General features: G+C 59.8%; 19 protein-coding genes. 6 read left to right on the forward strand and 13 right to left on the reverse strand.

Annotation, left to right across the window (positions count from 1 at the left end):
• Positions 1-15: 15 nt before the first annotated feature.
• Positions 16-1,287, forward strand: coding sequence for a homoserine dehydrogenase (locus tag OHL21_RS05055; protein ID WP_263416160.1), 1,272 nt, complete (start codon positions 16-18; stop codon positions 1,285-1,287).
• Positions 1,288-1,558: 271 nt separating this feature from the next.
• Here OHL21_RS05055 and OHL21_RS05060 read toward each other — a convergent pair whose 3' ends face one another.
• The gene (locus OHL21_RS05060) at positions 1,559-2,011 is read right to left on the reverse strand and encodes a DsrE family protein (protein ID WP_263416161.1); all 453 of its coding nucleotides are present in this window, start codon (positions 2,009-2,011) and stop codon (positions 1,559-1,561) included.
• A gap of 302 nt (positions 2,012-2,313) precedes the next feature.
• Between OHL21_RS05060 and OHL21_RS05065 the strand changes: the two genes are divergently transcribed.
• Positions 2,314-4,575 carry a GH92 family glycosyl hydrolase gene (locus OHL21_RS05065; protein ID WP_263416162.1) on the forward strand — a complete coding sequence of 754 codons (2,262 nt, stop codon included), beginning with the start codon at positions 2,314-2,316 and terminating at the stop codon, positions 4,573-4,575.
• 53 nt (positions 4,576-4,628) lie between these two features.
• Here OHL21_RS05065 and OHL21_RS05070 read toward each other — a convergent pair whose 3' ends face one another.
• The 4 genes from OHL21_RS05070 to OHL21_RS05085 form a co-directional block, all read right to left on the reverse strand.
• Positions 4,629-5,561: an alpha/beta fold hydrolase gene (locus OHL21_RS05070; RefSeq protein ID WP_263416163.1), complete on the reverse strand. Its 933-nt coding sequence runs from the start codon at positions 5,559-5,561 to the stop codon at positions 4,629-4,631.
• Between the two features lie 42 nt (positions 5,562-5,603).
• Positions 5,604-7,238, reverse strand: coding sequence for an L-lactate permease (locus OHL21_RS05075; RefSeq protein ID WP_263416164.1), 1,635 nt, complete (start codon positions 7,236-7,238; stop codon positions 5,604-5,606).
• 575 nt (positions 7,239-7,813) lie between these two features.
• Positions 7,814-11,005 (reverse strand): TonB-dependent receptor, encoded by a 3,192-nt coding sequence (locus OHL21_RS05080; RefSeq protein WP_263416165.1) that lies wholly within the window; start codon positions 11,003-11,005, stop codon positions 7,814-7,816.
• Positions 11,006-11,260: 255 nt separating this feature from the next.
• Positions 11,261-12,235 carry a class I SAM-dependent methyltransferase gene (locus OHL21_RS05085; RefSeq protein ID WP_263416166.1) on the reverse strand — a complete coding sequence of 325 codons (975 nt, stop codon included), beginning with the start codon at positions 12,233-12,235 and terminating at the stop codon, positions 11,261-11,263.
• 244 nt (positions 12,236-12,479) lie between these two features.
• On the opposite strand from OHL21_RS05085, the gene OHL21_RS05090 reads away from it, so the two are divergent.
• Positions 12,480-13,106: a DUF1349 domain-containing protein gene (locus OHL21_RS05090; RefSeq protein ID WP_263416167.1), complete on the forward strand. Its 627-nt coding sequence runs from the start codon at positions 12,480-12,482 to the stop codon at positions 13,104-13,106.
• A gap of 108 nt (positions 13,107-13,214) precedes the next feature.
• Here the strand turns inward: OHL21_RS05090 and moeB are convergent, their stop codons facing one another.
• The 4 genes from moeB to OHL21_RS05110 all read right to left on the reverse strand — a co-directional run bounded on the left by moeB (position 13,215) and on the right by OHL21_RS05110 (position 16,258).
• The gene (gene moeB / locus OHL21_RS05095) at positions 13,215-14,438 is read right to left on the reverse strand and encodes a molybdopterin-synthase adenylyltransferase MoeB (RefSeq protein ID WP_263416168.1); all 1,224 of its coding nucleotides are present in this window, start codon (positions 14,436-14,438) and stop codon (positions 13,215-13,217) included.
• A gap of 97 nt (positions 14,439-14,535) precedes the next feature.
• Entirely contained in the window at positions 14,536-14,856 is a 321-nt protein-coding gene (locus OHL21_RS05100) for a MoaD/ThiS family protein (RefSeq protein ID WP_263416169.1), read from the reverse strand.
• Positions 14,853-15,308, reverse strand: coding sequence for a M67 family metallopeptidase (locus tag OHL21_RS05105; protein WP_263416170.1), 456 nt, complete (start codon positions 15,306-15,308; stop codon positions 14,853-14,855). Before OHL21_RS05105 ends, OHL21_RS05100 begins: the two co-directional genes overlap by 4 nt.
• The gene (locus tag OHL21_RS05110) at positions 15,305-16,258 is read right to left on the reverse strand and encodes a PLP-dependent cysteine synthase family protein (RefSeq protein WP_263416171.1); all 954 of its coding nucleotides are present in this window, start codon (positions 16,256-16,258) and stop codon (positions 15,305-15,307) included. Before OHL21_RS05110 ends, OHL21_RS05105 begins: the two co-directional genes overlap by 4 nt.
• Before the next feature lie 79 nt (positions 16,259-16,337).
• Between OHL21_RS05110 and OHL21_RS05115 the strand changes: the two genes are divergently transcribed.
• Positions 16,338-16,736: a hypothetical protein gene (locus OHL21_RS05115; protein WP_263416172.1), complete on the forward strand. Its 399-nt coding sequence runs from the start codon at positions 16,338-16,340 to the stop codon at positions 16,734-16,736.
• A gap of 404 nt (positions 16,737-17,140) precedes the next feature.
• On the opposite strand, the gene OHL21_RS05120 is transcribed toward OHL21_RS05115, so the two are convergent.
• From OHL21_RS05120 to OHL21_RS05130, 3 genes are all read right to left on the reverse strand, one after another.
• Entirely contained in the window at positions 17,141-18,022 is an 882-nt protein-coding gene (locus OHL21_RS05120) for an OmpA family protein (RefSeq protein WP_263416173.1), read from the reverse strand.
• Between the two features lie 205 nt (positions 18,023-18,227).
• A complete protein-coding gene (locus tag OHL21_RS05125; protein WP_263416174.1) occupies positions 18,228-18,743 on the reverse strand; it encodes a DUF2393 domain-containing protein in 516 nt (171 codons plus the stop codon).
• 523 nt (positions 18,744-19,266) lie between these two features.
• Positions 19,267-20,028 carry an ATP-binding protein gene (locus OHL21_RS05130; protein ID WP_263416175.1) on the reverse strand — a complete coding sequence of 254 codons (762 nt, stop codon included), beginning with the start codon at positions 20,026-20,028 and terminating at the stop codon, positions 19,267-19,269.
• Between the two features lie 291 nt (positions 20,029-20,319).
• Here OHL21_RS05130 and rpmE point away from each other — a divergent pair, with 291 nt between their 5' ends.
• Positions 20,320-20,541, forward strand: coding sequence for a 50S ribosomal protein L31 (gene rpmE, locus OHL21_RS05135; protein WP_147645775.1), 222 nt, complete (start codon positions 20,320-20,322; stop codon positions 20,539-20,541).
• 66 nt (positions 20,542-20,607) lie between these two features.
• The gene (gene dusB, locus OHL21_RS05140) at positions 20,608-21,852 is read left to right on the forward strand and encodes a tRNA dihydrouridine synthase DusB (RefSeq protein WP_263416176.1); all 1,245 of its coding nucleotides are present in this window, start codon (positions 20,608-20,610) and stop codon (positions 21,850-21,852) included.
• Positions 21,853-22,020: 168 nt separating this feature from the next.
• Here dusB and OHL21_RS05145 read toward each other — a convergent pair whose 3' ends face one another.
• The gene (locus OHL21_RS05145) at positions 22,021-23,574 is read right to left on the reverse strand and encodes a flavin monoamine oxidase family protein (protein WP_317889959.1); all 1,554 of its coding nucleotides are present in this window, start codon (positions 23,572-23,574) and stop codon (positions 22,021-22,023) included.
• Between the last annotated feature and the right edge of the window lie 8 nt (positions 23,575-23,582).

Genomic DNA, 23,582 nt, shown 5'->3' on the forward strand with positions numbered 1-23,582 from the left:
GACTGACGAGAGAGTATGGCGAAGACGAAGGTAGCAATTCTGGGATTCGGTACGGTGGGCGGCGGTGTAGCCGATGTTCTGGCGGCGCGGCGGTTCTCGGACGTTGAAGTCACGCACGTCTACAACCGCGACTACGCGCGCAAGCTCTCGCGTCCGCAGGCGAAGAAGCTGCCCAAGACTGTGATCTGGACTGACGACATCAATGTCATCCTGAAGAGCGATGTCGATGTCGTTGTGGAGCTGATCGGCGGTCTGGAACCGATCGAAGGCTGGCTGAAGAAGGCCATCGCTGCCGGTAAGAGCGTGGTGACGGCCAATAAGCAGTTGATCGCCTATCGCGGCGCTGCGTTGGAGAAGCTGGCGGCGAAGAAGGGCGTCTCCTTGTTGTATGGCGCTGCCGTAGCCGGTGGCGTGCCTGTTATCCCGGGCGCGCTGCAGGGCATTGGCGGTGATGAGATCGTCAGGATCAGCGGCATTGTGAACGGCACCTGCAACTTCATCCTCAGTCACATGGAGCAGGGCGCCGAGTACGCCGAGGTGCTGGCCCAGGCGCAGAAGCTTGGTTATGCCGAAGCGAATCCGTCGGCCGATGTGGACGGCTATGACGCTCGCGCCAAGCTTTGCATTCTGTCGCGCGTTGCGATGCATGCCGAACTGAATCCCGATGAGGTGCCGACGCAGTCCATCAGCAAGGTCTCGGCGGTCGACTTCCACTATGCGAAGGAGCTTGGCTGCACCATCCGCCAGGTAAGCCGTGCCCAGGTCCAGGATGGCGTGGTGCACGCGCGTGTCGGCCCCATGGTGGTTCCGACCGAGTCGCCGATTGCGTGGAGCCACGGCACCCAGAATATGGTGGTGACCAGCGGCCGCTTCGGTGGCGATGTGGTCTTCAGCGGCCATGGCGCCGGAGCGCATCCTACGGCGGTTGCTGTCGTCAGTGATCTGCTTGCTGTCGCGCAGCAGTGCGATGTGGTGCATCAGCCGGTGCGGAAGCGCGCAGTGGTAGGCGAGTTCCTGGCCCCGCACTACCTGCGCTTCGTGGTGAGCGATAAGCCAGGCATTGTCTCCGCGATTGCCGGAGCTCTGGCCAAGGTAGGCGCGAACATCGACTCCATCCTGCAACGCCCGGGTTATCCGAAAGATCGTCTGCCCTTTGTTGTAACCACCGAGCCCTGCCTGACGTCGGTGGTTGAGAGAGCGCTGCGTTCTATTGCCAAGATGGACTGCATGCTCGAAAAGCCGCTCTGCCTGCAGATGCTTCGCATCGAAGACAAAGCGGAAGACTAACGACCTAGGCGTAGGGAATCGGTAAATGTGCCGATGTTCCGGGTGCCCCATATCTCGGCTGAGCCGAGATGTGGGCATTCGCGCAACGCACGAATCGGTGGGAGCCGCAGGCTTCAGCCTGCGGATTTATAGGGCTTAAAAGAATTGGGCTTCAGCCCTGGGCCTTCTGTTTTGTTTACAGGAAAGCCCAGGGCTAAAGCCCGAAGGTTTATCTATCGCATACCAGCGGGCTGAAGCCCGCTGCTCCCACCCAAGTGGGACGACAGAGACCCTACTTCAACGACTTATCATCCATCACCGTCCAACCCTCAGCCTTGCGCGCTGCAATCTCGCGTCCGCCGGAGGGAACGGTGCCAACACCTGTTTGCAACTGATCATCCGCCATCTTGTTGGAGCGCATCGACGCATGGCAGGCCACGAAGCTGACATCTTTCCCAACGGCGCTGGTCACGTCATTGCCCAGCGCACTCTTCTTATCCACCAGCTTCAGCCCATCACCGGTAGCCAGAATCTCGACGCGCGTGTCATAGGGCTTGGGGCTCGAAGCCATTAGATCGTTAGCCTTCTTCAGAGCAGCCTGCCAGTCCTCATGCTTGTCGGAGTGCACATGGATCAGAACACGCTGTGTCGGCTGGTTCTGAGGCGTGGCGGGTTGCTGTGCGATGAGACCTGCGGGAACGAGCAACAGCGAAGAGAGACGGACGATCCAGCTACGGCGTGTCATGGCAATTTCCCTCAATGATCAAAATTCGTGTGCCCCGAGTGTAGCCGAGACCCTGATTGAATTGCTCGACCGCAACCATCGGTTTCTCTATCGAAGGCCTGGGTAGAGAAGCAGATCCCTTCGGGATGACAAAAAAACGAGGGCCACATTTGTGTTTCCTCTGTCATCCCGTCGCATCGCGGAGGAATCTGCGTTTCTCTTTCAGCAAGCCGTGAAACTCACCGGGGCCAATCAAACAATTCAACCAACCGAAACCATTCAACTATTCAACCATTCCACCATTCAACTATCCTTTCCCTGCCATGAAATACCTCGCAGTCGCTCTTCTTGCCGTCTCCCCTCTCTTGTTCGCTCAGGCCAAGCCCTCCCCAACCGACGTGGTGCAATACGTCGATCCGTTGATCGGTAGTGAGAAGACTCCGGAGGGCTATGGCCGTACGCTGCCGCTGGTGGAGCCTCCCTTCGCCATGACCGGCTGGATTCCGCAGACGCGGCAGAACAAGATCAGTGTGCTCTCATATGAATGGCATGACACCACCATGTCGGGCTTCATGGGGACACATCAGCCGGCGATGTGGATGGGCGACTTCGGCTATGTCACGGTCATTCCGCAAGTAGGCGGCGAGCTGCGCACCACGCCCGAAGCGCGTGCCATGAAGTTCCGCCATGAGGACGAGCAGTCGCATCCGGATATCTATCGCGTCACCCTCGATGCCGGCGAAGGCCAGACCCTCAAGGCCGAGATGACCGCGACAGAACACTGCGGCATGATGCACTTCCGTTTCCCGGCGAAAGGTGCAGCCCGCATCCTGGTCGAGGCTTCACGGCCCAACATCAACGGCTGGGCTGCGGTGGATGTCGCGAAGGGCGAGATCACGGGCTGGAACCCCCACCGCATGGACGCCCACCTGGGGCCGGGCAGCATGCCCAATGCCGGCGCTGCCGCGCTGCCCAACTTCAAAGGCTACTTCGTGGTGCAGTTCCGCAAGCTGCCCAAGGCGGGCGAGACCTACGGTAAGGATGCGAAGGACTATCGCGGCGCTTACGTTGAGTTCGCTCCCGGCGAGTTGGTCGAGCTGCGCGTAGGCACCTCGTTCATCAGCCTGGATCAGGCGCGTGCCAACCTGAAGGCCGAGATGCCGGATTGGAACTTCGAAGCACTGCAGCGGAAGCTGCACGCCACCTGGCAGGAGAAGCTGGGACATCTACAGGTGACGGGCGCGACGGACTCCGACAAGATCCGTCTCTACACTGCCTTCTATCGCTCGCAGCTCTTCCCGCGCAACATGACGGAGGGTGGCCGCTACTACTCCGGTTTTGATGACAAAGTGCACGAAGGCACCAGTTACACGGCCTATTCGATCTGGGATACCTTCCGCGCCGAGTGGAGCTGGCTCACCCTCACCTCTCCGGAACATATCGACGGTATGGTCACAGCCTTGCTGAACGACTACAAAGAGGGCGGCTGGATGCCCAAGTGGCCCAATCCCAGCTACACCAACATCATGATCGGCACCCACGCTGACTCGCTCGTCGCCGAGGCGATGCGCAAAGGCTTCCACGGCTTCGACAAGCAGACCGCGTGGCAGGCCGCATGGAAAGACGCGACCGTGCCTCCGGATGGAGACACGACCCGCCGCTGGCTCGACCGCGAAGTCAAGACTCCGTATGAGGCGCGTGCCGGCCTGACCTACTACAAGACGCTCGGCTATATCCCGGTCGACAAGATCGACGAAGCCGCCAGCCGCACCATTGAAGACAGCTACGACGACTGGTGCGTCGCGCAGATCGCCAAGATGCTCGGCAAAGACGCCGAGTACAAGGAACTGATGCAGCGCTCCCTCAATGCGCGCCATCTCTACAACCCTGCCCGTCACCTGATGAATGGCAAGCGCAGCGACGGAAGCTGGGCGCCGATCAACGGCGGCGAAGGCGGCGACACGAATGCGAATCGTTCCATCGCCGGCTGGACTGAGGGCGATGCCTGGGTCTACACCTGGGGAGCCTTCCACGACCAGGCAGGCCTGATGGACCTGATGGGCGGCGCCGAGAACTACGCAAAGTATCTCGACCAGCACTTCGCCGGCGGCCACAACGACCATAACAACGAGCCCAGCCACCACTACGGCTATCTTTACGACTTCGCCGGCCAGCCCTGGAAGACGCAGGAGCGCGTCCGCCAGATTGCCGCTGCCCACTACAAGACCGGGCCCGCGGGCCTGATCGGCGATGACGACTGTGGCCAGATGTCCGCCTGGTTCATCTTCACCGCCATGGGGTTCTACCCCGTCAACGCCGCCAGCGGAGAGTACATGATCGGCTCACCGCTCTACCGCCAGATGAGCCTGAAGCTGGCCAATGGAAAGACCTTCACGGTACAGGCAGAAAACAACTCGGCAGAGAACCAGTACATCCAGTCCGCGACGATCGACGGCAAGCCGCTGACCGAACCGGTGCTGACGTGGGAACAGATTCAGGCAGGTGCGACGGTGAAGTTCGTGATGGGGCCGAAGCCATCACAATGGGGAAGCGCGTATCGGCCGAAGGCTGTGGCGGCGATGTGAACAACCTGCATGCTCCAACGGTCAGCCTTCGTTGGGGCATCCATATAACGGCCCTATTGCGTCTCCAGGGGCGTGTGATTTCGAACAGCATTTACAACGTCTTTGATCGCCTGAATTACAAGATCGGGTCGATCGATCATGATGTAGTGTCCACTCTCAGGCGCGACTCGGGCTTGGCTATTGGAAGACATTGCAAGCAGTTGCTCTTCTGGAGTAATGAGTGGGCGTGGTGTTCGCAGAACGATGATGGGCTGCGCTTTCATCGGGAGAGGATCGTTCCCGGCCATTGCCTGTATCTCTGAGGTGCAGGCCTGGACGATTTCCATAGATTTGGTGGCGATCTCTGCTCCGCCAAGGCTTGCAGCCCATTGATGCAGTTCATAGTCTTTCCTGTCGAGCTTCTCGAAATGCCCTCTCCCTATGGTGGCACCCTCCGGGATCACATGAGGCGCTGGTGCGTTCTGCGGCGGTCCAAAGAGAGATGGGGGACCTGGAGGAAGGGATCTATGAACGATAAAAAATGCATGGTCCACCGTGACGATCCCGGCGACCTCCTGAGGGTATGTCCGCTCGAAGTAACGGGATACCAGTGCCCCCAGTGATTGCCCGACCATAACGTAAGGCCCGTGAATGTGGAGCGCCTTGAGCGCCTCGTGGACTTCGTTCACCCGTGTTGCACAGCTATCGACAGGCCCCCCTGCAGGTAAATGATCACTCCATGCGATGCCTGCGTGATCGTAGGTGCAGACCTGCGTAAACGAGGCAATGGCGGGCTGTACCAGGCCCCAATCGGACGAGTAGCCAGCTCCGGTGATGATGACTGCAGGTGAGCCTTTGCCGGTGCAGTAGACGTGCACGCGATATCCTCCGACATCTACGAGACGACCGAGAGGCGGTGGAGAGGGCAGCCGATCCATCGCCGGAGTGAGAGTGCAACAGAGGAATGCGAATAAAAGGGAATAAACGAAACGGAAGTCGCGGATCATCGGTAGCTCCGAATACCACAGTATGGTTCTAGTTGGAAACCACTACAGCCACCGCACGTGAAAGACATACACATACAACAGAGCCAGCAAGCCGATGACAGCCGCGAGCAGGACGCTATGCCTCAACGTAAACCGGAAGAGCTTTGACTGGTCGTGCAGCGACATATTCGTTGCCGCGGCAGCGACGGCGATGGTCTGCAGGCTGATCATCTTGCCCATCACGCCGCCGGCGGAGTTGGCTGCGGCCATCAGCACGGCGTCGAGGCCGAGGCGGTTGGCTGTGACCTCCTGCAGGCTGCCGAAGAGGGCGTTGGCTGAGGTGTCCGAACCCGTAAGGAAGACGCCGAGCCAGCCCAGCAGTGCGCTGAAGAAGGGGAACAACACTCCGGTTGCTGCGAAGGCCAGGCCCAATGTGGCGGTGGCTCCGCAGTAGTTCATCAGAAAGGCCATCGCCAGCACTGAGGTGACGGTTACGGTAGGCAGCGCAAGTGTGCGTACGACCGAGACGATAATGCGGAGGAACTCCATCGGCCGCACCCGCAGCAGCAGGGCAGAGAGCACCGTTGCCGTCATGCAGGAGGTGCCGGAGGCGGAGAACCAGTTCAGGTTGAAGACCGCCGGATACGGTGCGGCCTTCGCAACCAGCGGCGGCATGCGTAGCACCATGTTGTGCAGATAGGGCCAGGGGATCAGGATGCTGCCGCGGTTCAGCAGCTTCTGAAAGGGCTGATAGCCCCAGAGCAGCACGCAGAGCACCAGCAGGCCGTAGGGCATCCAGGCAACGAAGATCTGGCTGGCGGTGTAGCCGTTTGTGGTCGTCGTATCCGCGATGTCACCAGGGTGCAGATAGGAGGTGTCCTGCTCCGTGCGGCGGAAGCGAATCACAACGATAAGGGCAAGGATCGCCGTCAGCGACGCGAGGATGTCGGTGAGCTGCGGTCCGATGTAGTGCGAGACGCTCCATTGCACTGATGCGAACGCGACTCCACCGGCGAGGCATGGCAGCCAGACTCCTGCAAAACCGACGCGGCCCCACATGGAGAGGATCAGGTAGGCGGGCAGGATGAACGAGACAGGTGCGCAGAAGCTGCCGACCGCTCCGCTGAGCTTGTCGAGGGGCAGGCCGGTGATGCCGGCAAGCGTGACCACCGGAATGCCAATCGATCCGAAGGCGACCGGTCCCGTATTGGCCAGCAGGCAGATGGCGGCTGCGGTGAAGGCGGAGAAGCCCAGGCCGGTCAACATGGTCGCCGCGATGGCTACCGGGGCTCCAAAGCCGGCGGCGCCTTCGAGAAAGGCTCCGAAGGCGAAGGCGATCAGCAGGGCCTGCAGCCGCAGGTCAGGGGTCAGGCGGCTGATGGAATCCTTAATGATGTCGAACTTGCCGGTCGACTCCGTAATGCGAAAGAGGGCAATCGCCCAGAAGATGATCCACGAGATGGGGAAGAGGCCGAAGGCCGCTCCGTGTGCCGCGGCGCTGAGGGCTTGCAGCGCGGGCATGTGATATCCCCCGATGGCCAGCACGAAGGTCACGGTCAGTCCCGACAGACCCGCCATCCACGATGGTTTGCGCAGAACGCCCAGCAGAAGCAACAAGGTGAAGATCGGGAGAGCAGCGAGAGCGGCCGACCAGCCGAGTCCCAGGTGATAGAGCAGATAGTCCTGCGGCCACGGCATGCGAGTGTCGGCTCACGAAGTGGAGTATGGAACGCTTCCGCGCCATGGTAGAGCATTTTCCCTGTTGTTGGGTATCCCGGAAGGGATGTGCAGCGGCGTTTTCATTGCGGAAAACGCCCATAGATGCGGAAGCCCTACTCTACACCTACAGGGAAAATGCTCTACGGGGAGGCGTTTGGAGTGGTCAAACGGATGGGAGGGAAAGTGATCTGGGTGCCCCACATACCGGGGTCCCCAACGAACTCTGTTCGTTGGGGTAGATACGCGACGCTTATGTGGGTTGTTCGAGCGAAGCTCGAATTGTCTTTTTGTTTGTCATTTCGTAGCGACCGAAGGGAGCGGAGAAATCTGCTTCTCTACCGAAGATCTCTGGCGGGACGATAAAAGCAGGTCCTTCACTTTGTTCAGGATGACAAGCGAAGGACGGTTCGCGCGGAGCGCGAATGCCCAAATCTCGGCGTCGCCGAGATTTGGGGCACCCAGTGTCGTCTCACCGGACCTTCTTACCCGGCGTCTTCTTAAATAAAAAGCGGATGTGCCGGTAAGCACATCCGCTTTTTGGTTCAGGATTGTTGTTAGAAGGTAACCTTCAGGCCGCCCTGCATCACGCGCGGCTTGACCGGTCCGGTTGCCGTGATACGTCCGTAGGTACCGCTGGACGGATTGGCGTCGGGCTGGCCGAAGGTGATGCGGTTGAAGGCGTTGAAGAGCTCCCAGCGGAACTGGATCTTGTACCGCTCCTGGATCGTCCAGTTCTTCATCACCGCCGCATCGCTGTAGTTGGTGCCCGGCCCCTTCAGGATGTTGCGTCCGGAGTTGCCGAAGGTGCCTACCGCATTTTGCGTAAAGCCGGCTGTGGTGAAGTACTGCCGCACCCAGTCCTGCTTGCTGCCCTGGTGCGTCTGTACGACAACGCCCGGAACGCGGTCTGCCCGGTCGCCATAGACCAGCGCGCCGGAGTTGTTGTTGCCGTTGCCTCCACTCACGCTGAACGGGCGGCCGGACTGCATGGTGTAGATACCGCTGATCTCCCACTCGCCCAGCACATTGCGGGCGATCGGGTTCCATCCCTTCAGCTTCGGGGTGGAGTAGACCAGGTTAGTCACCGAGACGAACGGGAAGTTCAGGTCGGAGAGCCCACGGTTGAAGCGCAGGTCATATGGGTTCGCCAGTCCGCCGGTGAACGATGCATTGCCGGTGGCGGCGATGTCGATGTTCTTCGACCAGGTGAAGCTGCTCTGCGCCTGGAAGCTGTGCGAGAAGCGCTTCTCAAACTGCGCCTGCAGCGAGTGATAGCTGCTGGTGCCGTTGCTGTTGATGGTGAGGAGCTGGCCGTAGTTCGTCAGCGCGCGTGTTCCACGTACGGCTGCCGCAGTCTGGCCGGGGTTGGCCTCGATGATCAGCGTCTGGTGATACGACTGGCTGCCCACGTAGGCGAGGTGCATCACCAGATCTCCGCTGAATTGCTGCTCGACCGACGCGTTCCAGCTCTGCGTCATGCCGAGTTTGAAGTTCGGACGGAAGGCCGCCGGTACCGTGGTCTGCGCCGGGAAGACATAGTTCGACGAAGGCCGCACGTTGTCATAGGCGAAGGGCGGGAAGGGGCTGGTGAAGTTCGTCGACGAGAAGTTCGCCCACGGGTTGGAGAAGTTGATGGGGTTTGAAGCGCTGCCGTTCAGTGTGAACGTCGGGCTGAACGGGCTTACGTCAGCCACGTGGTTGTAGGCCGAGTAAGGCAGCGGCGCGGTGAACATACCGAAGCCGGCACGGAAGGCTGTCTTCGAGCTGGCCTGGTAGGCGAACGCGATGCGAGGCTCCCAGTAGCCGTAGGTGTTCTGCGCCAAGCTGTTGGGCACGCCACGGTCGCCTGGGAAGACAAGGCCATTCGGAGCGTTGGGGAAGACGGTGCTCTGCTGCCCCGGGTTGTAGACGGCGCCACGGCCATCCTTGGAGGCGGGGGCGAGGTTCGGATCCCAGCGCAGGCCGAGTGTGACCGTCAGGTTCGGACGCAGACGGAACTGGTCCTGTCCGAATGCTCCCAGCAGGTTGCCGGAGACATCGGCGATCTCGCCGGCGCCCTGAGTAAAGGTGCCGACGCGGCCGAGCAGAAAGTCCGCCAGGCCGGAGCCGGTGGAGTATCCGTTGAAGCCGATGATCGGGGCAGCAGGATAGTAGGTGAACTCACGCGCGCGCTGATGCCACAGGTCTACACCGAACGAGACGGTGTGGTTGCCGATGATCTTGGTGACGGAGTCGGAGAAGCCCCACGACCGGCGCATCTCTCCCGTGTACTCGGAGTACGGCGTACCGAAGCCGCCGTTGGCGTTCAGGCCTTCGGAGTAGCAGGCGCCTGCGGGATCGTTGACGTTGATGTACTTCGAAAGACAGAAGGCGTTGCCGGAGCTGTCGCGCTGCGTGCCTGCGTTGTAGACGTGCTCCTGGTTCCAGAAGAGCGACAGAGCGTTGACCATGCTGGGCGAGATGGTCCAGTTGTGGTTGAGCACCTCGTTAAAGAGCTTGCCCTGCTTGCCAGGAACGATGGCCAGGATGTTGCCGGGCGTGGATGCCTCGGCGCGGTTGTAGTACTGGATAAAGCTGCGCAAGGTGAGGCGCTGTCTGTCATTGATGGAGTAGTCCAGACGGCCGGTGCCTTCGTCGAACTTCTCCACCGACGCGGGGGCAGTGTAGTAAACCAGGCCGCTGGCCGGGTCCTGTCCGCGCGGCAGCGCCGTGTTGGCGATACGTACGGCTGCTGGGTTATACAGGCTGGGATCGATGCGGTTGTTGACGAAGCCGCCGCCGAGTGTCTTCGGATACGCCGAGAAGTCGCCGTTCAACATGGCGGCGGTGGGCGTGTTGGTGCTGTTCGAGGTGGCGGTGGTGGACTGGCGCGTGCCCTGGTAGTTCGCGAAGAAGAAGAGCTTGTTCTTCTTGATCGGGCCGCCGAGGAATCCGCCGAACTGGTTGCGGCGCAGCGGATCGACCTTCTTTGAGAAGTAGTCGGCTGCGTTCAGCGCGCTGTTGCGCAGGAACTCGAAGGCCCCGCCGTGGAAGGCATTCGTGCCGCTCTTGGTTTCGATGCTGACGACTGCCCCCGGAGAGAAGCCATAGTGGGCGTCGAAGTTGTTGGAGATGACACGGAACTCGGCAGTGGCGTCCGCGTTCGGTGAAGGCGCCGCAAGCGCCATATAGGTGTCCATGTTGGGCACGCCATCCAGCAGATAGAGCGTGCTGCCCTGGCGTCCGCCGCCGGCGGAGGCGCCGGTTTCATTGGGGAAGGTGGTCTCGCCCTGCAGGGTGCCTGCGCCGGTGTTGAGCACGTTCACGGTTCCGGGCGAAAGCAGTACCAGGCTGGAAGGATCGCGTCCGTTGAGCGGAAGCTCGCGGATCGCCTGTTCGCCGACGGTATTGCTGACCTCGGCGTTGGTGGTGTTGATCAGGGCAGCGCCGGCGGTGACGTTGACGGTTTCGCTCTCGCTGCCGACCTGCAGACCGATATCGAGCGTAGCCTGTTGGCTGACGGTGAGCAGCACGCCGGTCTGCTGAAACTTCTGGAAGCCGGAGACCTCAGCCGCGATGGTGTAGTGGCCCGGCGGGATTGTGGGGAAACGATAGAGACCGGAGGAATTGCTCTCTGAGGTGAGCACCAGGTTGGTCTCAGTGTTTGTAGCAGTTACACGTGCATTGGGAACGGCGGCGCCTGAGGGATCCGTAACGGTCCCGCTCAGTACGGCACTTCCGCCTTGTGCGTACACGCTCGACGACATGGCAAAGCACAACGCGAGCACGCAGAACAAAAGCCTTAAGAGCTTTTGGGTATTCATCAAATTTGGGCCTCAATTTTGGGGATTAGAGGGGGTTCGAAATCGTGTGCTTACTGCACATCTGCACGAATCAATTTCTTTTGGGCAAGACAGGACGGGGGAAGCAACGAATTAGTAAATCGATTGAAAGAATATTGGACCCCGATCACGACTGTCTACGCGAGGTACCAGATCAGGTAACGCCATTTGCGGCGCCATCTACGGCTTCAGCGCAACGCGCTCTATCCAGAAGCTGTTCGGCCACACATTCTTTCCATCGAGCGTAGGCGCGTAGATCTTCAGCTGCGCCGGCATGCGGGTGTAGCTGTCTTTCCATCCCGGAATGGCGGTTTCAAGCTCGTTCCAGTAGCCGTCTTGAAGTGCGCTTGCGGACCACACGACGCGGAAGGCCTGGTTGAAGGCGAGAAATGCCTCCAGCATGTACTGTTCCCCCCAGAAGCAGAGATTGGTCATCACGAACTTCTGCGGATAGTCCAGGGGCGTAAAGATGTCATGAAGGTGAACCAGGACACCTTCGCGGAGCTCCGGCAGGATGCGCAGGCACTCGTAGAGCACATCGCTATCGACCGAGACGACATGGGTGGAATCGATAAAGAGGATGTCGTTGGCTTCGAGCTGATGAAAGAACTCAAGCGGAACCTGTTGTACCGGTTTTTCGATCAACTGATTCAGGCCATCGATGCCATGTTTGAGGTACGGCGCCGGGTGTGGCTCAATGCTGATCAACTCGCCCGGGAAGCCCTCTTTTTTGTTGGCACCCAATGCGGCGGCCAGCACCATGGTGGTGTTTCCACTGCCGATCTCGATAATGCGGCGGGGCTTATTGCGACGCACGAAGGCGTACGCGATCTCTGCATCCACATGCTCGAAGAAGCCATTGTTGAAGTGGAACGTGCGATGCCCATTGTTGGAGATCGGGCTTTCGGGGAACTTACATTCGGCGAGATAGGGCGCCAGATCGTGCTGCAACCGGTATATCTGCTCGTCGAAATGGAAGTCGATGCCGCTACAGGGACGGCGTTCCTTCCAGTCCTTGCCTCGAAAGGAGTTCAGGTCCGGCACGGGGAAGTAGAAGTGTGAGGGAGTGATGCTAACGTGCAGACCGCTCTGAAGGGCGTGAAATAACGACGAAAGTGTCGTTCGCACAGACGGGCTGCGCATGATGCGATTCACCGGAAGATCCTCCGCTGCGTGGTGATCCCGTCGCTGATGCTCAGTGTGCGCGCGGCGCGGTATCCATCGACTAATGCTTGGTTGCTCTGGATGCTTCCAGGTTTCCTTCGGGTTGTCCCGGAGGAACGATCTCGCTATAAAACATTGTTGTAGAAGGAGAAATCCATACGCGCATCGTGTGGGGCTGATGAAGGTATGTCGACCCTTGGGCTGTTACTTTGCTGAAGATTCAGGCTTGGAGCGTATGGCGAAAAACGTCACTGGTTTGTTGATCGTATTGTGTTTTACCGGCTTGAGCCTATTTGCTCAACAGCGTGCCTGGCAGAATGAGCCGAAGACCTGGAAAGAGTATGACGGCCGGTTAGTGGAGACTGTACCGGCGGGCACCGACTACTGGCGCATCGTCCACTATGGCTTTATCCGGGATAACGGGCCGTTTCGGTACCAGGAACAGTCAGGGGATTTCGAGGCAAAGGTACGGGTTAGGGGGCACTATCATGAGCTCTACCACCAGGCGGGCCTCATGATCCGGATCGATGAAAAGAACTGGATCAAAACCGGCATCGAGTTCGTGAACGGAAAGCAGAACATCAGCGCGGTGGTGACGCGAGACTTTTCCGACTGGTCTGTGATCCCCAGGCGGGATAGCCCCGCGTTTTTATGGCTCCGGTTGCAGCGTCAGAATGATGCAGTGAAGATCGAGTTCTCCCTGGATGACAAAAACTGGTCCATGCTGCGCATGGCGTACTTCCCTCCGCGCGTACCGGTCAAAATTGGCATGGTCGCGGCTGCTCCGGGTAAGCAGGAGTTTGAGGTGACCTTTGACCACTTCACGGTGGGTCCGATTACGAGCACAACCAAAGAAGAATAATGGTTCAAAGAACAAAGGTTCAGAGAACAGAACTCGCGCAAGAAAAAACTCCCGATACAGAGCCCGGGATACATAAGGCTCTGAATCGGGAGCTTCTATGAGCAGGACTTAGTACTTCGGCATGGTCGGGTCGATCTTCTCGGCCCAGGCCAGGATGCCCCCGGCTACGTTCTTCACGTTGGAGAAGCCTGCAGCCTTCAGCTCGAGTGCGGCCTTCTGGCTGCGCGCGCCGGAACGGCAGTGGAGCAACACTTCCTTGTCCTTGTACTGCGCCAGCTCGTTGAGTTTGGAACCGATCTCGCCCAGCGGATACAGCGGAGCTCCGAGGTTGGCGATGCGGTACTCGTGCGGCTCACGAACGTCGATCAGCACAAAATCGTCACCGCGGTCGCGCTTGGCCTTCAGCTCTTCCACGGTGATCTGCGGAATGCCGTCCTGGACAGGAACGTCACCTACGGCTGCGTGCTGCGCTACCTCCAGCGGGCCGGTGGTAGTCGGCGGAGCAATGCCGCAGAACTGGTCGTAATCGATCAGCTCTTTGATCTCGTGCGTTCCGCACATCGGGCACTTCGGATTCTTGCGCAGCTTCAGCGTGCGGAAGCTCATTGACAGAGAATCCACGAGCAGCAGGCGGCCGACGAGGGGCTCGCCAATACCGAGGATCAGCTTGATGACCTCGGTGGCCTGAATCACGCCGACCAGACCGGGCAGAATGCCCAGCACGCCGCCCTCGGCGCAGGACGGAACCAGTCCCGGCGGTGGCGGCTCCGGATAGAGGCAACGGTAGCAGGGGCCTTCCTCCGTGGCGAAGACCGAAGCCTGGCCCTCGAAGCGGAAGATGGAGCCGTAGGCGTTGGGCTTGTTCAGCAGCACGCAGGCATCGTTGACCAGGTAGCGGGTCTGGAAGTTGTCGGTGCCGTCAGCGATGATGTCGTAGTCCTTGAAGATCTCAAGGGCGTTGTCGCTGCGCAGCATGACGTTGTGCTTCACCACGTTCATGTACGGGTTCAGATCTTTGAGCTTCTTCTCGGCGGAGTCGACCTTCAGCTGGCCGACGGTCGAGGTCGAATGGATGATCTGGCGCTGTAGATTGCTGGCGTCGACGACGTCGAAGTCCACCAGACCAAGCGTGCCGATGCCGGCAGCGGCGAGGTAGTAGGCAAGCGGAGCGCCCAGGCCGCCGGTGCCGACGCACAGGACCTTGGCGGCCTTCAGCTTCTGCTGGCCTTCAAAGCCCACCTCGGGCAGGATCAGGTGGCGCGAGTAGCGCGAGATTTCATCGTTCGACAGTTCCGGGAGTGCGACTTCTTTCAAATCAGGCATGGTAGGCATGGTGTGGTCCTTCGGCTGACTGAGCCGTAAGGCGAAGAAGCAGATCCTTCGCTTCGCTCAGGATGACAAAAAAAGGAAATGTCAGAAGGGATGCTGTCTAGCGACAACAAAGAGCGCGCGAAGCGCTTACGCCTGGACGGCCAGTCCTGCCGCCGGCGATGGAAGGAATAATGGTGAGCTCGTCATCGGCGCTGACTGCGGAGGCCTCGGCGGCGGGCAGATAGCGGACGTCGTCATCGTTCAGGTAGACGTTGACGAAGCTGCGCAGCTTGCCGTCCGGGGTGAAGAGGTGGTTCTTCAGCTCGGGGTGGGCGGCGACCAGTGCATCGAGCCCGGCCTGAACCGTGGCGCCGTTTACCTCCACGGTGGCTTGCTTGTCCGTGAACGCCCGGAGCGGTGTCGGGATGTTGATCTTCATGCGTTTTCTCCAACTGCTTCTGTGATCAGAATCTCTTCCTGCTGAAAAGCTTTGTCATCTTCGGTGGTGCCGCTGAGGTGAAAGGCATTGGTCAGGTTGGCCTTACCCTTGTCGACGCTGGTGATGACGTAACAGCAGCCGAACCAGTGAGCCTCGGCGAAGTCGGTCGAAGACCACATCGCCGGATGGTCCGGATGCGAGTGGTAGAAGCCCACGATGTCCAGGCCCTGTTTGCGGCCTTCGCGCTGAATCTTAATGAGTTCTATCGGGCTGATGTTGTAACGATTGTGCGCGCTGTCGGTACGGGTATTGCCGGCGCGGACGATCGCGGCGACGTGATTGCCGTCGTCTTTGGCGTGGCCCAGCATGACGCCGCAGCACTCATGGGGATACGTCTCCTCGCCATGGGCGCGGAGGGCATCGTAATCGGCTTGTGTGATGTGGAGTTTCATTCCTGCCAGAACCGTTCGCTGAGATATTTGTCTGCGGAGTCGCAGAAGATAGTAACGATGATGGCCTCGCGTCCGGCGGAAACCTCTTCCTCGGCAATGTGCAGCGCCGTGGCGACGTTGGCGGCTGAGGAGATGCCCATCAGGATGCCCTCTTCGCGGGCAATGCGCTTTGCCATCACGTAAGCCTCTTCGGTGGAGGCCTCAACCAGACGGTCCGCAAGCTTGGGATCGTAGATCGGCGGCACGATCGCCGTCGGCATGTGCTTCAGGCCTTCGAGTCCGTTGAAGGGCGAGTCCGGCTGCATCGAGATGCACTGGATCTTTGGGTTCAGCTCGCGGAGGCGGCGCGTGGTGCCCATGAAGGTGCCGGAGGTGCCAAGGCCCGCGACAAAGTGCGTCAGGCGCCCATCGGTCTGCTGCCAGATCTCGTTGGCGGTGGTCTTGTAGTGTGCCAGCCAGTTGTTATTGTTCGAGTACTGATCGGCGTAGAAGTACTTGTCAGGCTCAGCGGCGGCCAGCTCACGCGCCTTGCGGATAGCACCGTCGGAGCCATCTGCCGGATCGGTCAGAACAATGTTTGCGCCATACGCAGCGAGGATCTTCTTACGCTCCGGCGAGGCATTTGACGGGAGGCAGAGCGTGACCGGGAAGCCCATGGCCGCGCCCAGCATGGCATAGGCGATACCGGTGTTACCGCTGGTAGCGTCAAGCAGGTGCTTTCCGGGTGTCAGCTTGCCTTCGCGCTGCGCGGCGAGAACGATGTGCGAGGCGGGACGATCCTTCACGCTGCCGCCGGGATTCGCCCACTCCGCTTTGCCCAACAGGACGATGCCGGGCAGCTTGGCTGTCAGGCGGTCCAGACGGACGAGCGGTGTATTTCCAACCCGATCGAGCACTGAGGTGCCAAGGGTAGAGGCGTTGGCGCCGGAGATTTGGGTTTCCGTCAGCAAAACTGTGATTTCCGTTCCTGTCGCGGGCGGCCTCGAGGCGGGCAGCAATATGCGACACTATTGTTGAGTTTATCCGCTTATGGCCAGAAAGACACAGCAGCAGCCCAGGTTCGACACCGTGTTGTCCACGCTGGGGAACCACAAGTTTGATGTTTCCGCCGGCGCCAACGGTGCAAAGCGGATCTCCAAGTACGGTTGCGCGGCCGAGATCCGTGCGGCAGCCGACGGAACAGCCGAGATTACGGTTCGTCCGGGCTGGCTGCTCAAGGGCGATATCGCCCGCCTGGTCGACAAGGGCTACCAGAAGTTCCTGAAGGCCGGCCATGCCGAGATTCCTGCTACGGCTGACAATCTGCGCGATCTGCACCGCTTCAGCGAGGAGCTGAAGGAGGCGATGGGCGCCCTGGTGCTGTACAACGAAGCCTTGGGAACTACCAGCGACCGTTATGTCTACGATCGGGTTTTGGGTCGTCCTTAGGGGCTGCCTCGGAGTGGTCACCTAGGCATATCGACATATAGGGTTCGTTTTTTGTTTGTCATTTCTCCGCTACGCTCCGAAATGACGAAAATAGGGGCTTCCGCATCTATAGGGCGCGATGAAACGCCGCTGCACGCCCCTTCTCGGATACCAGCAACAGAGAAAATGCTCTAAACGGCTGCCTGGAGTACACCCACGCGCCTGCTGTGCTTTCCTGTCGCCCAGGCAGCCGTCGCGAAGTCATTTTGAGCAAAAAAACGGCCCTCCGGGAGGAGGGCCAATCTGCCTTGGTTCTCTCTGGTTAGGAGAGCTTGGTGTGGACGCGCTCTTGATTGGCAGCGTTCCAACGATCCTGATGGTTCGCGGCGGGCTTTAGGAGCCCCGCCGCGCTCTGGGGGAGAGACTTAGCGGTTCGAAGTGTCCGGCGTCGAGGATCCCGTAACCGGTGCTGCGGGAGCGGCGGTCGCCGACTTCGAATCCATGCTGGCGATGCTGTTGTGCAGCAGCGATACGTACACGCCGTTGCGGATGGGCTTCTCCTGACCCTCTTCAGCCTTGGCGGTGTTGCGGCCGAGGCCACTTCTATAGATGCGGTAAACCGGGACCTGATGCTCGGTGACCAGATAACGGACGACCGAATCAGCCATTGCCTGCGAGTTGGCTACGCCAGAACCGCTGTAACCCTGCACTTCTATGATGTAGCCCTTCTCGGTAGCGAGTTTCTCGGCCATCGCGTCAAGTTCTGCCTTGCCCTTCGGTCCGAGCTTCGTGCTGCCCTTGGCGAATGGAATGGCGGAGTCGCTTACCTTGTTGAACTGGTCCAGATTCTGGACCGTGCCATGCAGTGCATCCGTACGGGTGCTGGCGTTGGAGGCAATCTGGTTGGCCTTATCGGCACGGTTGCCGGCGTCCTGCGCGTGCTGGTCGGCCAGGTCGGCAGCAGACTGGGCCTTGTTGATGCCTGCTGTTGCGCGGGCATCTACGTCTCGGATGTCATTGGCGTTCTTGGCCTGGAGCTGATCAAGCTCATTGACACGGTCCTTAACCGGGTCAACCTGGCGATGTACCCACTTCTTGCGGGCGAAGGGATTCATATGTCCCCAAAAGCCCTCTTTCGACTCTGTCTGCAGCGGCTGACCGGTGGCGTACGTTGTGTTATCCGTTGCATCCTGCTTTTGACCTTGAGCTGGGGAAGCGGCGCTGTTCTGCTGAGCGTAAGCCGGAAAAGCAAGAGCGCCGGTCAAAACGACGGCAGACAAACCGGAAAAGGCACGAGCGTATTTCATATCGATAGCTCCTTTTAGAGTCGCGGCGGTTCTACTAAAACAAACACCGTCACAACGCTTTCGTACACTTCTTAGAGCAGCTATCGTGCCAAAATGGTGGCCTTTTTAGAATCTATAATTTACGGGAAAATGACGCCAATTTGTCCGCGCCGCGAACAATTACGATGGGAAAAATATTCCCTATGCTGCAGTAAATTCACGGGGTTTACCTGGATTGCACACCCGTAATGTGCAGCTCCGGCTGCTGCTGGTTCCAGCTTTGGGGGAGTCCCTCGAAGATCAGCCGGAATTCGGCCGTCGCGCCGGGAACAATGGGTGCGACCGAGATGGGCTGCGTGTCCACATAGGGAATCCGGGTGCGGATCAGCATCAGGGGGAGGGTCTGGAGTGAGACCGTCTGCCCGTCGTCCGAGCGGAAGATCGTCTGCACCGTTACTCCGGTGATGGTCCGGGTGCCCGTGTTGGTGATCTTGCCATCGATATAAGTTGAGCGTCCGCCGGCGAAGGGCGACGTCGCCTCAGACATCTCGATCCCGCTTAGCGGAAGATTGGCAGCGTAGCTGTCCAACGGAGCTACTGTGGTCGGCGCCTGCACCTTGTGGTGGCCGAAGATGAGCATCAGCACAACGGCCAACAGCACGACACCGCCACCGATCAGCAGCGGCGTACGCATGGAGCTGCGAGGTTCGGTCGGAGGTGTGAAGAGCGCGTCGTCAGCCATGGCACCGATTTTAGAGCGTTTTCCCTGTTACTGGGTATCCCGGAAGGAGCGTACAGCGGCGTTTTCATTGCGGAAAACGCCCATAGGATGCGGAGGGCTCTGGACTACATCTACAGGGAAAACGCTCCAGGTTATTCGCTTGGTTATTCGTTTGGGGCATATCGACAAATTCGCGATGACCCATGGTTTGGTCACGCGGTCACGCGCGTGAGACGCGCCCTGGGTACCTTCGGAAATTCTCACGAAATTTTTGCAAAGCAAGCGCATCTAAAAGAGGGAAGATTGCGTTCAAAGAAATATAGAGAGCGCACGTTCAGCTTTCCCCCATTTGCAATTTTTTCAGGAGCGCAGAGATGCAGACCGAGACGACCCGCAGACAGCGCGTGGACGAGGCGATTTATCGCACCGTCGCCATCGCGGCCGCGGTATTGATTGTGATTGGAGTTCTGGTAGCCTAGCCGTCCTAACCGCCTTGTGTCCCCACAGCAAGCTGGACACTCTTTTGAGCACGCCCGAACAATTGTTAAGCCAGCGTGGCCCGCTTGATCTTCTGGCGGAAGTCTTCGCCCTGCATCTCCACGATGACGCACATCTCCTGCAAGCGGCTGCGCATGCGTTCGCCGATGCGGTCGCCCAGAGTCTCGTCGCGCATTACGTTGCGTGGGTTACTTGCCTCTACGCCGAGCGGAGCCTGATTGGCGTAGTTGGTCGTGATGATGGTGGTGCGCTTGTCGTTGTAGCGCGTGTTCAGGATGTGCGCGACCGTATCCCAGACCCAGTCCGTGGGCTTGGAGGCGCCAAGCTCGTCCAGAACCAGGATCTCGGCGTCGAAGACCGGCTTCAGGATCTCCAGCTCCGTGGCTGCAACCTTCGGGTTGTAACTGTGCTGCACTTCCTTCAGCAGCTCACGGTAGTCGTAGAAGAGTCCGGTCGCTCCGCGCTCCATGATGAGCGACTGCAGAATGCCGACGGCCAGATGGGTTTTCCCCACACCGATTGCCCCGGTGATCAGAAGGCCGGAACCGTCAGTTTCGATCGGATATCCCTCGACGAACTTTTTGGCCGCGAGGTGAGCCTTGAGCAACGACCGGTGTGAGCTGGGAAAGCTGGTTTCGTAGTTGTCGAGTGTGCAGTGCTCGTAACGGCGGGGGATACGGGCACGTTCGAGATTCGCAAAGGCGCGGCGCTGCGTCTGGCAACTGCAGGCGGTGGCGTACTGCTCCCCGTCCGGCCGGGTAAGGATGCGGAGACCGGCTCCTTCGCAGATGGGGCAAACGACACTCATACCTATGAGATGAGTATGCTTGTCCGCCGGGCTTAGGAAAACCCCCATCGATCTAGGAAAACTTCCGAACAGCGAGATGTTCCAGATTCGAAAAGGCTTTGTTCCCACTGCACCACCCGTGGTGCAGCCCCGGTTTTGCCCGGGTTATACTTAACAAAGCGCCCGTAGTCGACAGGCACATCGATGTTGCGTGATCTTTGCCGCAGCAAGCGAACCGCCCCCGGGAGCTGGACAAAAACAAGCCGGTTTATCGCAATACAGCCCGGCCACACAAGAAAAGGATTATTAGCAATGCCCAAGCAGGGAATTCACCCCAACTACACTGACATGAACGTAAAGTGCGCCTGCGGAAACACCTTCGTGACCCGCTCGACGCACAAGGGCGACCTGACGGTCGAAATCTGCGCCAACTGCCACCCCTTCTTCACCGGCAAGCAGAAGCTGATCGACACGGCCGGACGCGTGGAGCGCTTCCGCCGCAAGTTCGAGAAGTCCGGCGCGGCCGCCAAGTAAGTACAAACGAGCATCAAGGCCGAGGCCCTTGCTACGGCGAGGGCCTTTGGTTTTGCGCGAACAACGATGAAGAAGAACTGGGACAACCCGACCGAGTACGTCATGCCCGACAATGGCGTCGCCGTTCCTGCCGAGTTCGCCATCGGTAAGGTCCGGGTGGCTCCGGCGACGGTGCTTGCCCCTATGGCCGGGGTGACCGATACGGTCTTCCGCCGCTTCATCCGCAACGCCAGCATGTTTACGCCGGACTCCTCCGGCGACGTGAACCAGACGGTCACCAACCAGCAGTCGGGCTGTGGCCTGATCATGACCGAATTCACCTCGGCGGACGGTCTGGCCCGCATGCGCGAAACCAAACGCAAGCGCTATCTGACCTACTACGAGGACGAGCACCCGATCTCAGCGCAGCTCTTCGGATCGAATCCAGTTACGCTGGCCGAGTCTGCCCGCATCGTGGAAGACGCCGGCTTCGACATCGTCGACCTCAACCTGGGTTGCCCGGCGAAGCGTGTAACCTCCTGCAACGGTGGCAGCGGCTTGCTGCGCGATCTGCCGTTGATCGGTGAGATCTTCCAGGCGATCCGTTCCGCGGTCACCATTCCGTTCACAGTGAAGTTCCGGATGGGGTGGAACGACGCCAATATCGTGTGTGTTCCGCTGGCGAAGATGGCCGAAGACTGCGGTCTAAATGCCGTCGCACTTCACGCCCGCACGCGCGAGCAGGGTTACAGCGGACAGGCGCGCTGGGAGTGGATCGCGCAGGTGAAGGACGCGGTGAAGATTCCTGTCATCGGCAACGGTGATATCCGTACGCCCGAGGATGCTGCCGCCATGGTGGCGGCAACTGGCTGCGATGCGGTGATGATCGGCCGGGCCGCTCCGGCCAATCCATGGCTCTTCCGCCAGATCGCACAGTACACCGCGACCGGCCGCTACGATCAGCCGACCGAGATGGATCGCTACCGCATGATCCGGACCTACTTCGAGATGCTGCTCGAAGAGATCGAGCAGGAGCATCCGGAGATCGAGTTCGCAACGCCCGGCCGTGCCGAGACTGACGAAGAGAAGCGCCGCAAGCGCGACCGCGAGTCAGCGCGCCGCGACGCCATCGGCAAGATGAAGCAGTTCGCAAGCTGGTTCACGCATGGCGTAGCCGGCGGAGCCGCACTGCGCAGAGCGATCTACGAGGCCAAGGTGGGCGAAGACGTGATGATCGCGGTCGAGGATTTCTTTGACGGCAAGATGAAGCCGGTCACGGAAGACGTCGCCGAAGAGCCAACACTGGAAGCCCTCGGCGCCGGCTGCGACTAGCTACCACATTGGGTGCCCCGGGTCCCTAAAGGGACCTGCGCAACGCGCGAACCGGTTTTTGTTTTGTCATCCTGAGCGTAGCGAAGGACCTGCTTTCCGGGGTCGCGAGGAACCGTTTTCTGCCATACAAGAAGCAGATCCCTTCGGGATAACAAATTACCTACCTCTTCATCCCGCAGCAATCCTCGCGATTGCGCGATGCCCCGAAAGCGCCGCGCCCTCCTGCCATCCCACGAGATGCGACAGATAATCTCCCGCGAAGATCGTGCGGCCCTCCGGTTTATCAAGCTGGCTGTAGGCAGCCTCAGTCCCATCGAGATGATTGTTGGCGAAGCAGCCAAGCGAGTGCGGAATGTTCTCCCAGCTCACATAGATCGGTTTCGTAAGTAGAGAAGACCTGCCCGGATGCAGCTTTTCCACGGCGGCACGGGAGGCATCGAGCTTGCCCTGGCGTGAGAGCGCACCAAAGGGCGTAAACTGGCGCGTGACATCGTCGCGTTCTACGTTGAAGCCGCCGATGATGATGCCGGTCTTCGAGAAGAGTTTGTCGGAGGGATACCACACCAGGTCAACTGTCTGGCGGGGGAAACTGATGCCGCCGTAAATGCGGTTTTCTTTCTCCCAGAAACGCGGCGACTCCCAGGCAATCTTGTAGTTGGATGTCATGGGAATGCCCGTGAAGGCCTTCTGCGTGGCGGCGGTGAAGTTATTCTTCGTCTTCGCCAGCACAGGGAGAGGCATGGTGCAGACACACCAATCGGCCGTGAGGGTCTGCGCTGCACCGTTCCTGGTGTAGGCCACGGTGACGGAGTTCGCGCCGGTCGTGATCTCCGTCACTGGAGCTTCGTAGACGATGATGTCTCCGAGTGCCTTCGCAAACCCATAGCCGATGCGGTCCATACCGCCGACCGGCTGGAACATGGTCGCCTGCCAGTCGATCTGCTCTTCGTACAAAACGCCCTTGGAGAGATCGGCGGCGAGCAGCTCGCTGAGCTTGAGAGGATCGTGCAGCTTCGCAACAGCAGGTCCGGCGCCGCGCGGTGTGACAAAGCCGGCGCGGGTCGTGCCGGTGTACTTGCTTTGCCTGTCGAGGTCGCCGAAGCCGCGCAGGAAATAACACATGCGCTCGGCTTCATCCTTCGTCAGCTCCTGGTCGAGTGCATGCCTGTTGATGGCCTTCGAGAGCAGCTCGGCAATGTAGCCGCGGGTATCATGCACCACTTGCCGTTCTTCCACTGCCTTCCCGCCGTTCAATACATCCGACTGCATCAGCGCAGAACGGGAAAAGTTGATTTCCACTTCGAGCGGCACATCGAGTTCGTGGCAGTAGTCGAGGATGTGCGTGTGGTGCGAGGGAATACGTGCAGGCCCGGCATTGAGGTAATGGCCTTCTTCCCAGGTACACTCCTGCTTCGTGCCGTCGAGGAACTCAACGGTGGTGCCTTTGCGGACAGACCATGAGCGTCCGCCGGGGCGATGACGAGCCTCCAGCACCGTGACGCTGAAGCCAGCTTTGCGCAGCTCATACGCCGTCACCAGCCCCGAGATTCCGGCGCCGAGGATGACGACCTTTTTGCCTTTGCCGAAGTCCGCGGGGAGCTCCGGCAGCGCGGAAGCGCCGGAGGCAGGCATCAGGCCGAGAAGATGCATTGTGGAATAAGCAGCGGAGTAGCCTCCGAGCTGCGCCATCCGTTGGATAAAGACACGACGGGTAAGGCTCATGGCAATGG

The sequence above is a fragment of the Terriglobus albidus genome (assembly GCF_025685425.1).
Lineage (GTDB): Bacteria > Acidobacteriota > Terriglobia > Terriglobales > Acidobacteriaceae > Terriglobus > Terriglobus albidus.